Annotated in this window: 19 protein-coding genes; 9 read left to right on the top strand and 10 right to left on the bottom strand. The window is 43.3% G+C overall.

Going from position 1 to position 13,038, the window contains the following annotated elements:
* Positions 1–150 precede the first annotated feature (150 nt).
* The 4 genes from CCC32_RS08460 to CCC32_RS08445 all read left to right on the top strand — a co-directional run bounded on the left by CCC32_RS08460 (position 151) and on the right by CCC32_RS08445 (position 3,060).
* Complete coding sequence (locus tag CCC32_RS08460) at positions 151–1,299, top strand: reverse transcriptase domain-containing protein (protein WP_287073690.1); 1,149 nt, start codon at positions 151–153, stop codon at positions 1,297–1,299.
* Between the two features lie 45 nt (positions 1,300–1,344).
* Entirely contained in the window at positions 1,345–2,172 is an 828-nt protein-coding gene (locus CCC32_RS08455; protein WP_287073688.1) for a hypothetical protein, read from the top strand.
* A 142-nt stretch (positions 2,173–2,314) separates the two neighbouring features.
* Positions 2,315–2,806: a hypothetical protein gene (locus CCC32_RS08450; protein ID WP_287073686.1), complete on the top strand. Its 492-nt coding sequence runs from the start codon at positions 2,315–2,317 to the stop codon at positions 2,804–2,806.
* A 29-nt stretch (positions 2,807–2,835) separates the two neighbouring features.
* Complete coding sequence (locus CCC32_RS08445; protein WP_052485504.1) at positions 2,836–3,060, top strand: hypothetical protein; 225 nt, start codon at positions 2,836–2,838, stop codon at positions 3,058–3,060.
* A 152-nt stretch (positions 3,061–3,212) separates the two neighbouring features.
* On the opposite strand, the gene CCC32_RS08440 is transcribed toward CCC32_RS08445, so the two are convergent.
* The 5 genes from CCC32_RS08440 to CCC32_RS08420 form a co-directional block, all read right to left on the bottom strand.
* Positions 3,213–3,701 (bottom strand): SLOG family protein, encoded by a 489-nt coding sequence (locus CCC32_RS08440; protein WP_287073683.1) that lies wholly within the window; start codon positions 3,699–3,701, stop codon positions 3,213–3,215.
* A gap of 7 nt (positions 3,702–3,708) precedes the next feature.
* Complete coding sequence (locus tag CCC32_RS08435) at positions 3,709–4,293, bottom strand: type I phosphoribosyltransferase (protein ID WP_287073681.1); 585 nt, start codon at positions 4,291–4,293, stop codon at positions 3,709–3,711.
* Between the two features lie 600 nt (positions 4,294–4,893).
* A complete protein-coding gene (locus tag CCC32_RS08430) occupies positions 4,894–5,196 on the bottom strand; it encodes a hypothetical protein (protein WP_287073680.1) in 303 nt (100 codons plus the stop codon).
* Between the two features lie 57 nt (positions 5,197–5,253).
* Positions 5,254–5,799 carry a hypothetical protein gene (locus CCC32_RS08425; protein ID WP_287073678.1) on the bottom strand — a complete coding sequence of 182 codons (546 nt, stop codon included), beginning with the start codon at positions 5,797–5,799 and terminating at the stop codon, positions 5,254–5,256.
* A 26-nt stretch (positions 5,800–5,825) separates the two neighbouring features.
* On the bottom strand, positions 5,826–6,212 hold the full coding sequence (locus tag CCC32_RS08420) for a hypothetical protein (RefSeq protein WP_287073676.1): 387 nt from the start codon (positions 6,210–6,212) through the stop codon (positions 5,826–5,828).
* Between the two features lie 339 nt (positions 6,213–6,551).
* On the opposite strand from CCC32_RS08420, the gene CCC32_RS08415 reads away from it, so the two are divergent.
* Entirely contained in the window at positions 6,552–6,749 is a 198-nt protein-coding gene (locus tag CCC32_RS08415) for a hypothetical protein (RefSeq protein WP_287073673.1), read from the top strand.
* A 414-nt stretch (positions 6,750–7,163) separates the two neighbouring features.
* On the opposite strand, the gene CCC32_RS08410 is transcribed toward CCC32_RS08415, so the two are convergent.
* From CCC32_RS08410 to CCC32_RS08390, 5 genes are all read right to left on the bottom strand, one after another.
* Entirely contained in the window at positions 7,164–7,727 is a 564-nt protein-coding gene (locus tag CCC32_RS08410) for a hypothetical protein (protein ID WP_287073671.1), read from the bottom strand.
* Positions 7,728–7,772: 45 nt separating this feature from the next.
* Positions 7,773–7,994 (bottom strand): hypothetical protein, encoded by a 222-nt coding sequence (locus CCC32_RS08405; protein WP_287073669.1) that lies wholly within the window; start codon positions 7,992–7,994, stop codon positions 7,773–7,775.
* A gap of 15 nt (positions 7,995–8,009) precedes the next feature.
* On the bottom strand, positions 8,010–8,174 hold the full coding sequence (locus CCC32_RS08400) for a hypothetical protein (RefSeq protein WP_158216533.1): 165 nt from the start codon (positions 8,172–8,174) through the stop codon (positions 8,010–8,012).
* 18 nt (positions 8,175–8,192) lie between these two features.
* Positions 8,193–8,615, bottom strand: a complete 423-nt coding sequence (locus tag CCC32_RS08395; RefSeq protein ID WP_287073665.1) for a single-stranded DNA-binding protein — start codon at positions 8,613–8,615, stop codon at positions 8,193–8,195.
* Between the two features lie 356 nt (positions 8,616–8,971).
* On the bottom strand, positions 8,972–9,355 hold the full coding sequence (locus CCC32_RS08390; RefSeq protein ID WP_022149279.1) for a single-stranded DNA-binding protein: 384 nt from the start codon (positions 9,353–9,355) through the stop codon (positions 8,972–8,974).
* A gap of 700 nt (positions 9,356–10,055) precedes the next feature.
* Between CCC32_RS08390 and CCC32_RS08385 the strand changes: the two genes are divergently transcribed.
* Genes CCC32_RS08385 through CCC32_RS08370 form a run of 4 tightly spaced genes read left to right on the top strand, consistent with a single transcriptional unit; the run spans position 10,056 to position 13,019 of the window.
* Positions 10,056–10,418 carry a TerY-C metal binding domain-containing protein gene (locus CCC32_RS08385; RefSeq protein WP_287073661.1) on the top strand — a complete coding sequence of 121 codons (363 nt, stop codon included), beginning with the start codon at positions 10,056–10,058 and terminating at the stop codon, positions 10,416–10,418.
* A gap of 21 nt (positions 10,419–10,439) precedes the next feature.
* Positions 10,440–11,726, top strand: a complete 1,287-nt coding sequence (locus tag CCC32_RS08380; protein ID WP_287073659.1) for a serine/threonine protein kinase — start codon at positions 10,440–10,442, stop codon at positions 11,724–11,726.
* A gap of 16 nt (positions 11,727–11,742) precedes the next feature.
* A complete protein-coding gene (locus CCC32_RS08375) occupies positions 11,743–12,498 on the top strand; it encodes a vWA domain-containing protein (RefSeq protein ID WP_287073658.1) in 756 nt (251 codons plus the stop codon).
* Positions 12,489–13,019 carry a vWA domain-containing protein gene (locus CCC32_RS08370; RefSeq protein WP_287073656.1) on the top strand — a complete coding sequence of 177 codons (531 nt, stop codon included), beginning with the start codon at positions 12,489–12,491 and terminating at the stop codon, positions 13,017–13,019. Before CCC32_RS08375 ends, CCC32_RS08370 begins: the two co-directional genes overlap by 10 nt.
* Positions 13,020–13,038: the final 19 nt, after the last annotated feature.

The raw sequence follows: 13,038 nt of genomic DNA, 5'->3' as shown, positions 1-13,038 counted from the left end.
ATCGGGATTTAATAATTCCTTGAGTTTCCCGGCACCTCATGTGCCTCTCACTTTGAGGTGCCGTTTTTTTTAGTTATGAGTGTAATTGATAAGTTAACATGTCATGAAATTTGGCTGTCTTTTCTAGAAGAGAAGATAACAACGAAGAATATGGATAAAGGACAAATTGAGGATTTATCTTCTTTTGTCCATAATAGGGAGTATATCAAAATTGCTGATAGAATTAAGAACAAAGAGAATTTTCTTCCTCCTTTAAAAAAGATTATCAGCAAGCAATACAGCTCTAAAAAAAGAATTGTTTATTCTTTTTCTAGAGAAGAGAACTATGTACTAAAGCTATTAACATACCTATTGATAAGGCAATATGACTACATTTTTGCAAAGAATCTTTATTCTTTTCGTGCTAAACATGGAGTCAAGAAAGCAATTGATTATTTAAGAAGAGATCGTCATCTCTCTAATAAATATGTCTATAAAGTAGATATTCACGACTACTTTAATTCTGTAGACATAAATATCTTGCTGCCTAATCTGAAGGAGATTATGAAAGATGATATTGATGCTTATTCTTTTATTGAAAGATTATTAACAGATTCGCGAGCAGTGACGCCTAATGGCGATATCATATATGAAAAAAAAGGCATTATGGCTGGAGTTCCACTCTCCTCATTTCTGGCCAATGTCTATTTATGTCAGTTAGACTGGTATTTCTATAATAATGGGAATCGGTATGCACGTTATTCTGATGATATGATTGTTTTTGCAAATAGTGATTTAGAAAGGCAAAATTACGTTACATATATTCATTCCTACCTTGCGGATATGCATTTGTCTGTTAACTGTGAAAAAGAGTCTTTTTCAAATCCTCATGAGCAGTGGGACTTCCTTGGTGTATCATATCATGATGGGATATTTGACATTTCTCCTATCTCAGCCAAGAAACTGAAGAAAAAGATGTGGCGCAAAAGCAGGGCATTACTAAGATGGAAGAACCGGAAACATATAGAAAATATTTATGCTGCAAAAGCTTTTGTTAAAGCATTTAATAAAAAATTGTATGATAACCCCATAACCTCTGAACTAACTTGGACACGATGGTTTTTCCCAATAATAAATACGACCGAAACAATTAGTATGCTTGACCATTATATGCAAGAATGCATAAGGTACATTGCGACAGAGAAAAGAACAAACAAAAGATACAGTTTTAAATATGATATGATAAAGGACTTAGGTTATAGAAGTCTTGTTCATGAATACTATAAAGTAATGGAAGAAAATATTTATGCTGAATCCTAATTCTATAAATAAAGAATCGGCTTAGTCATATTATAACTGTTTAAGATGAAGAAAATTGTAAGTACACAAGGGCTCACTTATGGCGAATTTCGCGAAAAATCTTTGAGTATCGCGATATCAGAGCGTATCAATAACCGCTTGGAGCATTCTTTTTTTCAAAATTATGGAGAAGCTGTTCATACATCATTCAGCCTTTCATATAATGTAATTGCTGGCGAAATTACCCAAATAGTACTTGATTACACCATTGACAATCCGACTTCTATTAGACTTGAATGGTTTCGGGAACATTGCGATAATTTCTTTGCCCTGAATCATTTCATTGTCGATGCTCTTGACCTGAAAGATCCACATGTATATTATTTTGCCACCGATATGTTTGAAATGGCATCTCTAATTCATGCTCTTGATATTATGTCTGTCAGTTTAGAAAGCATAATGTGTGCTATTGATGCAGAATTAACCTCTAAAGATGCCATATATACCCCATCAGGTAGTACAATCATACAAATCCCTGATGTTCCTCGATATTCAATAAAAGAAGATACTTTGTGGATTGCACCTGGCGCTTTCAAAAACTGCTACCGACTTAGATATTTAGATATACCTTGTAGCATGATTAATCATCATGATCTTCTTAATACTTACAACTATCCTTTAAAGTACAAGGTGTGGAAAATTCGTTATGATGGGACCCAAGAGATAGACAAGGATGAGGATGAACTTATTGAAGATGAACATCATGTGCGTTATAGCAAAGACAGGAAGAAACTTCTTTATGTACCGAATTCTTTCTGCCCATCATGTTTTTACATAGCTGACGAAGTTGAGGAAATTGATAATTTAACATTTGGAGATACTATCTTGAACTAGCACTCCCCAGTTCTGTTGGGATCATTGGAAATTACTTGACATCAGTGTAAAACCATTCATGGCATAGGTTTCATGAAGATTGCAAGTTATAAGACAAGCTATCAGGCCATTTACATCAAGAAAAATAAAAGTTAAAAGAGCTATGATAAAAAGAATAGGAATGACAAAATCTGTGTTTGACAATTGGCAGGCTCCGTCAATGGAAGAAGCCATTAATGAAACCTCTTCACTACTAACCAAAGCTCTATGGGGCGATGGTCATCCTTTCAGAGAGATAATGCGTCAAAAAGTCAATGACGAAGACCTTGCGGAAAGACGTATTAAATTTTTTGTCGTGTTGGAGGAGGAACATACTAAGCATCCAAAGACAGGAAAACATGTAACAGCTTTCAATGTCAGTAGTATAATGTTGGAAGTTGCCATGAAAGATCTAATGCTCGATTACAACTTGGCAGGTCACCATCAAATGCAGACTAGATATATAAATGGAAAACTATGTGATTTTATCCATCAACAAGGTTTTAACATACCCTGTAAAGATCCTGATGAAATAGAATCGTTTTTAAACTTTCTTTCAAAAGACATTCCGTGCATTTGGGATTATTTTAATGTAATAAAGTTAGAAGAATACTGATTGAAAAAAATCTGACTTGTTTCTTGGATATGGAAAGTCCTATGCAAGTCTGTGAGAACATAGAGCAGCGCAAACGTCGCCATGCTTTCTACCTGCGTAACGGGTTTAGGGACACAAATGTCTATCGTACCTACGACGACATCACCATGACCATTATGATGATGGGCGAAGGTACGTTCACCATGAAGGATTGGGATGACATCACCCACGAACTGCAACAGTTCTGGTGGCCTGATGACATCAAAGAAGAGTAGTGTGGCTCTTAGCCAGACTGCTATCTGTCACGTCTAAAGTCATTCCGGCTATCACCTCTCCACCATGCGCCAAGCACGAGGAAGATGATGCGGAAGACTATGACGATGATGATAATGCTTCCAATATCACTCATAAATCATACATTTAGTTATCAAAACACATTCACTATAGGGATGTTCTGAGCCATTGCCATACGGATGGTGTAGAATGTTCCTCCTTTCTCGCGGCCATCATAATAGCCTATGAGCAGTGAGGAATTGTTCACCATGAACTCATCCCTGTCCAGGAAACACCTTGGATAATATCTCTCACTGAGCACAATCACTTCATCAGCCACCTCCAGCAACCTGTCATATCGTTTTCGGTCATAGAAGCCGAAACGAGCGGCTTGTCCCTTGAAGGGGACAGCAGCTGTCAATATGATGTCTGGATAGATCTGCTTCAATGACACTACCACCTCAGCCGCCATCATGTCAAATCCAATGGCAAAGCCGGATATGAAGTTTCGGATGCCATTCCCATAAGCATCAAGAACAGCTCTTGTCAACCTCTTCTTGACGTGCTCTCTCAATGAAGCATCGACGAAGCGATGCCCCGTGAAGGCGGCTGTTGCCGCCCGGCTAAATTTTCTCTGTTCCATATAATCATCAATAAGTTGGTACATATCTATATGAAGTCTTTCCGAGGAAGATGCCATTGGTCACATGTGCTCCGACTCTCTCCAACTGCGCTGCATAGGCACAGAAAGATGTTCCCGTAGTAACCACATCATCCCATACACACACTATCTTGTTGCGAAAAAAACTTGCATCAACCTCTATGGTGTTGCTTTCTTCAAGTCGCTTGGCTCTGACCTCTTTCTTCATCTTGGTTCCATGAACGGCAGACCGCTCTCCAGACACCTTGACATGAGAAAAGTCATCGATGGCACCCGACAACTGACATACAAGTGCGGAAAATGCCTTGTTCCGTTCCTCGTTGCGCTCTTGGCTGCTGGCAGGGACGCATGAGAAAACCACCTTTCCAATCTTGCGCCCGAACTTCCTTACAAGTTCCTTTGCCACGAACTGAGCCACTTGCGGCTGGTTGCATCCGTCCTTGAAATCAAAGATGGTCTGCCTGTCGAACAAAGCATCTATGCCCACATTCTTGATGCGAGTTGGATAGTAACGGAGGAAGCAGCTGAGTTCCTTGTCCTCTTGACCCTTGATGAAAACCTTGACCATATTCATTGCGCTCGAATTTTTTATTTCCCTTTCATTAAATCCTTTCGGACTGTGACCAGGGAAGATTTTTTCTGCACCCAGAAGTGCGGGAGCGGCAATAAGGCAAGTCTGCCGTGAAGAATACTCTTTTCAGCGAAAAGGAAGATTGTCCACGAAGCACGACTTGCTATTTGACGTGGACGCATTAACTTCGCAGAAAAAACTTTCCGCTGTCACTTGTCCGACATGGAGATAGGTGAAACCATCTGATGAACTTCGGTTCATGTATAGTACAAGGGTATTGACCTGTCAAGGAGATTATAAAGGTCTGTTTCGCCCTTCGGATCCGTGAACCCGAAGGGCGAAGCCGCCAGAGAAGGCATCATGCCTTTCTTCCTATCCGTTCGTTGAACTCATTGGCATAGAACACACCTAACAGGTACTGCTCCAGTTGCTCCAATGGCAGGTAGTCCGTGCATCGTGTCCCGAACTCTCCTGGTGCTGGTACTACATAGACAGCATACCTTGCCCCACATCGTGCATCGGCAGCACGAAGGACGGCTTTTGGGTTAATCTCTGTGACCCATTGCTCAATCATTGATTTTCGCTCTCTGTTCGTCATATCGCCTAATACTTTATCAGATACCATTCATTGATATTCCATACCTCGATGTCGTAGTTAGTCTCATAGCCCTGCGTCTGATAGGCAAATTCAAGTTCCTTGCGTAGCCTGCGCCTTGCTTCGGCTTCAAGTACCCGTTTGGAAGTCTTTTTAATCTCGTCCTCGTCAAAGAACTCGTCCAGTTCTATGCGGTGGTTCTTCACGATGGCATTCACTGCTGCCCATTTGCTGGTGAATACGCCAGCACATTCCCGATGACTTGTGCTGTGCCATGCGTCAGTCTCGTAAACAACAAATATCTGTCTCATATTGCTTTGGTATTATTGGGAATAGGCAGCACTCTTGCCACCTATTCCCGATGTTGTTTAATCTCCAATCTCCGAAGTGATGAAGTCCATGTGTCCTGCGAATATGTCGTCTGCCTCAATCTCATGCTCATTGCCCCGGTCGTTCTTCTCGTCGCCTATGATGGTGAGGTCTCCATCCTGGTTCACTCTGACAGAAAGGATAACCACGTCACAAGGCTCGTCATAGTCGTATGCCGCTACGATGGGACATTCACCCTCGAAGTGCCACTCATAGCCATCATCCACCTTTTCGCCATGCAGATGAAGGGCTGCTGCAAGTTCCTCCTGCTCACGGTGCTTCACCTCCTGCACACTGTCATAGATGGAGAAGTCCTTCAGTCGTGCGCTACGTGTGGCGTGAACCTCCTCGCCGTTCTCCTTGTCGGTGTCATACTCATGGAACTGCACCGGCACATAGTCGATGGGAGCTGCCATCCAAGAAATGTTGTTCAACGAATAGCTGTGTTCGGAAAGGAACAATTCAATCTCGTCCTCCAGCAGGTGGTCGGCTACGTTCAGAACCTCGATGCGCACATTTGCGCTGTCCATTACGATAATCTTCATAATCTGAAATGTTTAAGGGTTATACATTAGTCTTTGTCATAAAGCCGTGAGAGAAACGCTTGCAGTTCAGCGTCCTCAATCTCTCCAAGGGTGCAAGGCTTGAAATCCTTGTCCTGCTCAATCCTCAACGTGCCAAGTCCGTACTCGCTCGCATCATAGGTGATACTTGCCATTTCGGTTGCAGACTGGTAGCCGTACTCCGTCTCATGCAGTCCAGTAACGATGCCATAGAGCGTGAAGTCATTGCCTTCCTGCTGTCCTTCCATGATGTACCAGCGGATATTGCCAAGGTAAAACACTGCGATGCAAAGAGCATCCTTCTTCTTCGCGTCCTGAGAATACAGGGGATAACTGCTCAGTGCCTCGGTCAGCTCTGGAGTAATCAGTCGGTTGTTGAATTGCGTTGTTGCCATATTGCTTGAAATTTTTATTTCCCTTTTATCAAAGCCTTTCAGCCTGTGTTGCGGGAAGATTTTTCTGCTTTCAGAAGTGCGGATAGGGCAAATAAGGCAAGACTGTCGTGAAGAATACTCTTTAAGCAATATTTGCCTAAAGGAAGATTGTTCACAGGACACGCCTTGCAGTTTGACAAATCCAAGGTAACTTCGCAGAAAAATGATTCCCCAGCTATACAAAGCCGATATGATCAATCGAAAGTAATGAAGAAGATGAAACTGAACGGTTGAATTGCAGGATGCAAATTAAGTCATACATGAATGACGGTGGGGTAGCGGCAACGGTACGGCTGCCAGATGAACGTCAAAGCAAGTGGACAAAGACCATTTCGGAAAGGACATCAAACTGAGCTGGCGAAGAATGTAGTCAGCCCTGTGGATGCCAGGGAGAAAGGTCTCTGTCCTCTCGCCGTTCATCCGTTCTGCTATCGTGCCATCGGCTCAATAGCAAAACCAGCCCTGCCGTTCCGCTTTTGGGTGGGCGTAGTTCTTTGATACCCTGAGAGCAGAAGCGAAGAATGAGGTCAATGGCATAGCAGGGCAAACAAAAGACGAATGGACGGGATTCAGATGAAGAGCATGTACTCCGGCGGAGATCATTCTCGACTGATGAAGCCTGTCGTTTCGTGTTTGCCCATCCCGAAGAAGGTGTCCTACGTCAGTGCAGCTGTGCTTCACCGACGTAGGACACTTTCTGAGGGATATGCGCCATGAGAGGAGAATGAATAAGTCCTGCCTGGTTGGGCAGGACTCGCTGGCTTCAGCACAGTACAATGGTAGCCCAATCTATGGGTTTTCCTTCCTGCTTCATTTTTTCAATCAGAGCCTTAATCTGATCCTTTTTCTTGTCAGTCACACTGTCCATAGTTATAAAGAATTGTGGGCAGGTGGTTAGTCTGCCCGTTGCCTTTAGAAATTCTTGTTGACGTATTTCTCAAAATCAATGTCATTGAGTTTGAAGAACTCCTCTGCCGGTACATAGCAATAGAACTTGTCGTGATCGGGGCTGCCTTCCTCTATATGTGCTTCAAAAACCACTTCGGTCGTCACCTTGACTTCGGCATTCAGCTCCTTGATGAAGACGTTTCGATACAAGATGTTGTTTCCGTCAATCATCATGCCCAGCAACGTCGGTCCTTCTTCGAGGCACTTCATTTCCTCGAATACCAGTTCTACCAGTTTGCCTTGCTTTTCCCTCTGCAGGGATGTGTAGATGATGTCACCCTCCATTTCCTTGCTGGAGATATGAACCATCAGGCGATGCTCCGTTTTGTCATAGTAGACGCTCTCCACGTCGATAGCCATATCACCGAAGTAGAGCGTTCCTATCTCCACCATGTCATAGTGGTTGATGACCTCTTGAATGAACCACTCCCTGCGGGTGTCAAGAGCTTCATCCGTGAGGTCGTCAAGAGCCTTGTGTTTTTCCAAGAGTCTTTTGTACTCTTCGTTTTCAGTCTTTTGCTTTGCCATAATGATTAGAAATTGTGGGCAGATGGTTAGTCTGCCCGTTACCTTTTACTTTGTCTGGAAGCACACTCTGCCATTCCTGCGAAGTTGCAGCACAAGGTGATACTCCTTGTTCAAGTCTGCCAGCTTCTGTAGTTTCTTCCGGGTGTCCTCCGTGTTCTCCATCAGAGAAGCGTAAATCAAATTTCCAACTTGCCTTCCCTCGTTAACGTCAAAAGCCTTGAAGCCTTTGCATCCGTCAAACTTTGCATATACGATGTGCCAATCCATATTCACTGACCTTTATTAGTCTACAAATTCAAATTCATCCCTATAGCAGGTTATTTCTGCTCCACTGCCTAATACGATGCAGGTGTACTGATAGCCATGATAGCCACCGTCTATGCTATCCAAATCCACGCTGATGTCCCAATATCCACGATAGGGAACAAATAGCCTTGCGTATCTCATTGCATCCTCCTTTCTTCGTTAGAATGGCATGTCCTTCTCGTCAGGTGCTGGAGCGTCCTGCGGTGGCTGGGGCGTGTTCTTCGCCTTTGCCCCTTTCTTGGCAGCCTTCTTCGGGTTGTCGTTCTGCTCCTCTTTCTTCCCTGCATTGACGAAAGCGATGCTGTCCGCATTGATAGAGATTTGCGTGTGGCTCTCGCCTTGGCGGTCTTTCCACTGTGATGTGGAGATAGTTCCCTCCACGAGAATAAGCCTGCCCTTGGTGAGGTATTCAGCCAGACGGACATGGTTCTCCCTGCTGCTGCGTACCCTTACCCATGTAGTGATGTTTTGACCTCTGGAATAATCATCGACGGCAATATCCACTGCCATGAATGTTCCGTGTGTTCCTGTGATGACCTGGCAATCCTTGCCGATGCGTCCGATAGTGTGAGTGTAAATCATATTGCTTGAAGTTAATTGACGGATGGTTGGTCTCGTCGTTACCTATTATTTATGGATAAAATACTCTATTGCTGAACTCACCAGAATATAATGTGTTTTGGTTTGTTTGCATTGTTCCCAATAGGGATTGTAGAAGTTCAAAGCCAATGCTTTGTAGAGGTCGGGAAGTTCGCGCTTTACTCTTTGCACAAGCCGTTTGTAACTTGCTTTCCTTGCGCCCTTCATCAGTTGTTGCCACTCGTCAATGGTGGTCTGGCTGCAACAAGTTTGATAATACATAGCCCTTACTGATTTTGATTAACATTATTCTTTTCCCTTTATTCAGGAAATCTGCTTCGCAGAGAGAAGAAGAAGGCTTACTTGGCCTTCTTCTTTGAAGTTTTCTTCTCCTCCTTCGGAGCTTCTTCCTCCTTGTCGGGAGTCTCATAGAACTTGGTGGCTACCAGCAGCACGCGCTGATGCTTGACACCTTCCTGGTCGCTCCATTCCTCTGGCTTGAAGTAGCCCTCGACTGTGAGCATGGTACCCTTGGTGAGCTTGTCGAACGATGTAGCGTTCTCGTTCTTGCGCCATGCTTCAACATTGACGAAAGCCGATACGCGGTTGTTTTCCTCGCCGTTCTTCTCGTTACGGCCGATAGCCAGTGAGAAACGTGCTACTGAAGCGGTTGTGAACTGACGGATTTCTGCATCCTTACCTACGAAACCTGTTACTGCGAAATTGTTCTCGATCTTTTTCATTGTTTTGAATTTTTAGTAGTGAAACATTTATTTTTTACGTTGCTATCAGAGTTGGCAAGGGAAGTATGGGAATGCAAGGAATTACCGAATTATTTCACCCTTGGGCCAGGAAAAGTTTTTATTGGCTGGTACAGACGGCAAAAAGTTTTTGAAATAATTCGAGGAATAAGGCACCTGGTACTTGCAGAATACGGCTTGCACTAACTTTGCGACGGAAAAAGTAAGTGTGACTCGCTTCGCCCGGAAAAGTCATCAATGAGGAAGTCGGAATAAGAACAATTCAGTGACAGATACGAAATGGAGGATGCCCGATAGTCCAACGCTCGGTAAATACACGTTATGTCCATCGGACGGAGAAGGACACAGCGTGAAGGCAACGTATCATTTTGCTGCCAATAGGATGTATGCAGAACGCAGGAAGTCCATTGACAGGTAAACGAGTGCTATCAGCCAGTGGGTTAGCCTGAAGAATGGCTATAGCATACAAGGAAGTTCTAAGCCGAGTTATCAATAGATAGCTGACGAGATATAGGCAGAAGAAGGGGAAAACTAAAGTAGGAAGGAAATGATGTTTGCTTTTTTTTATGATGAGGGATACTTATTCAGAGGACTCAGAAGAATAAGATGAAAAAAAAGACCCTGGGTGTTTATCTTTTTGAGGACACAGGGATATGCTTATAGAAACTTAAAAATAATTGCGATGAGAAGAAATAACGTAGTAATAGTACCAGCAAAATGCCAGCATACAGGTAAAATGTATGGCATAAGAGCTGAAAGAAGGAATGACGGCTGGCACATGAACTGGGCTTTTGAACTCCCGGAGGATGAAGCAGTACGAGAGAATTTTGGAGAAGAGACTATTTCGGGAAGAGTCGTAATTGACCCAGAATACCCGGGATGCCCTTTTTGCGGTGGGAAAGGTTTTGTTCATTGCGGAAAATGCGGAAAGCTTTCTTGTTGGGATGAGGAAGAAGTTTTATTCAGTTGCCATCACTGTGGCCATACAGGTGAAATCGGTATGAGCGCCGATGAATTTGATGACATTAAGGCTGGAGATTATTAATTTGATATACAATAGAGAAAAATGTCAGAGTTAAGAACTGGTGAGACCATTTCACTTCAAGGGGGTGGAAAGGTCACGATTAAGAAGGAATTAGGAAGAGGTGGACAAGGTATTGTTTACCAAGTTGACTACAACGGTAAAGACGAAGCACTCAAATGGTATCTGAAGGATGAAGGCGATTTGTTCTATCGTAACCTTCAGCGTAATGTCAATAGTACGCCACCATCATCCAACTTCCTATGGCCGCTTCGAATTACCGAGCGTCAAAACGAGAGTTTCGGATATGTTATGCATCTCCGTCCGAAAGGATATTATGAACTGGGGGATTTCTTCACGGCCAAGGTCCGTTTCAAGAATTATGACAGTGTCCTTCATGCAGCCATCAACATCTGCAATGGTTTCCTGAGACTGCACCTTTCTGGTTATAGCTATCAGGACCTGAATGAAGGTAATTTCTTTATCAATCCTGAAAACGGAGATCTGCTTATTTGCGACAACGACAATGTTGCAGCAAATCGTACAGAGTCAGGAATCAAAGGCAAAAGCCGGTATATGGCTGCAGAGGTCGTTAACGGAGGTGTACCGAACATCCAAAGTGATGTCTTCTCTTTGGCAATAGTTCTGTATCGCCTTTTCATGCTCGACCATCCTTTTGAAGGAATGACGACATTGAAATATGTTTGTCTTACTGATGAAGTGGAACGAAACATCTATGGTGAAGGCGCCATTTTTGCCTGGGACCGTGAAGACAACTCTAACCGTCCTCATCCCCAGATTCACTATAATGCCCATTTGCGTTGGGGTTGGTGTCCTCAAAGCCTTAAGGAAGCATTCCAAAAGGCATTGGGCAAGGAAAGTGTCCTTCACCCAGAGAGTCGCATGACCGATCGTGAGTGGAAGAATCTCTTCGTTGAGCTTCGCCGCAAGCTGATTGTGTGTCCAGAATCAAAAGGAACAGACCATGACTTTATGGTTGATGATATCCATTCAACGTTGACGTGTCCACTCTGTGGAAAGCCTGTAGAAATAGGTGCGTTGTTGAAATTTGGAGATGGAACAGAGTATGCATTAACACGTCACAAGAAACTGTATTTAGACGATTCCGATGAGTCTGTCGGTGTTGCTCGTGTACGCAAAGCTGATGGCAGGACAGAATTGGGCCTGCAAAACCTTTCCGATAACAACTGGATGGTTTTCACTGCTTCCGGACGTCTTAATGAGTTGGCGAAGGATGATATCATGCCTTTGCGTGACGGTATGAAAATAAGATTTAATAATCGTACAACTGCAGAAGTTATTATTCACTAATTAATTTAATAAAAAGATGAAGATGGAGAATTTGAATCCCTTCGAGAGCGTAAAGCCATGCGCTCGCAGACAGATGAATCTGTTTTATTTGATTGACTGCTCAGGTTCAATGAGAGGCAACAAGATCGAGTCTATTAACCAGGTGATGCCAGACATTATGAGAACCATTGCCGATATTGACGAGAGCAATAAGGACAATGCTCAAATTAAGGTTGCTTGTCTGGAGTTCAGTAGTGGCTGTCAGTGGAAATATCCTCAGCCCGTTCTAGCCAATGATTTCAAGTGGCAGGATATTCAGGCTGGAGGCGTAACAGATCTGGGAGCTGCATTCAAGGAACTACGTGCGCATATGAGTCGCAATAGTGACCTTGCTTCTGACACAGGTCATTACGCACCGGCAGTTATCCTTCTTTCCGATGGACGTCCTACTGATGCTTGGAAGAATGCCTTGAAGGATCTGCAATCCAACAAGTGGTTCCAGGTGGCCACAAAGGTCGCTATAGCTGTAGGTGACGATGCCGATAAGACCGTCTTAAATGAGTTCGCTGACAATAAGGATGAACTGGTTATTACCGTTCATAATCTGGATGCCTTGAAAAGCGTAATCCGTTTGGTGAGCTGTACTGTAAGTAAGATTGGTTCGAACAGCACATCGGTGGGTGAGAAGACTAAATCTGACGAGATTAGTGAGATGGTTGACGATGCCGTGAAGGAAACACCTGGTGCTGAGAATGCCAATCATCAGAAACCTCAACCTGATATATGGGATTAAGTCAAATGACTACAGAGGGACAAGAAAAAACAACCACGTTATGGGTTCTTCTTGATGTAAGTAACTGCATGCGTGGAGCCACCATTGAGTCGGCTCGAAACGTACTTCAACAGTATGTATTGAGCCAACTCATGATGAGTGGCCTGAAGATTTCGCTGATAACATTTGGCAACACAGCCAGTCTGTTGACAGATGAACCATTGGCTATTGAAGAGTTCCAGCTACCAGAGGAATTTACGATAGGTGGAATGTGTAATCTTTCTGATGCATTATCCCTATGTAACAATTTGATAGCCCAAGATGATAAAATTCTCCTCTTGACTAAAGGTTATACAACAGACAGTTATGGGAATCAGAATCACATATTGGATAATGATTGTCACGTTGTCATGTTAGACAGTTCTTCAAATCGAGTACCAGTTACTCTAAGTTCATATTTCTCAGGAAGGTTGAAGGTCTATAATATGAAGGAGGAGTCTCTTAAAGAGCTAAGCGTTAATCTCAAATGTGTAATCAAGTAATATTGTTGTTGTAGAGAAG

It is taken from the genome of Prevotella sp. LMAG:51 (assembly GCF_008680225.1).
GTDB classification, from domain to species: Bacteria; Bacteroidota; Bacteroidia; order Bacteroidales; family Bacteroidaceae; genus Prevotella; species Prevotella pectinovora.
Note: the sequence above shows the minus strand (reverse complement) of the source record. Positions and strands in the feature narration are given on the sequence as shown.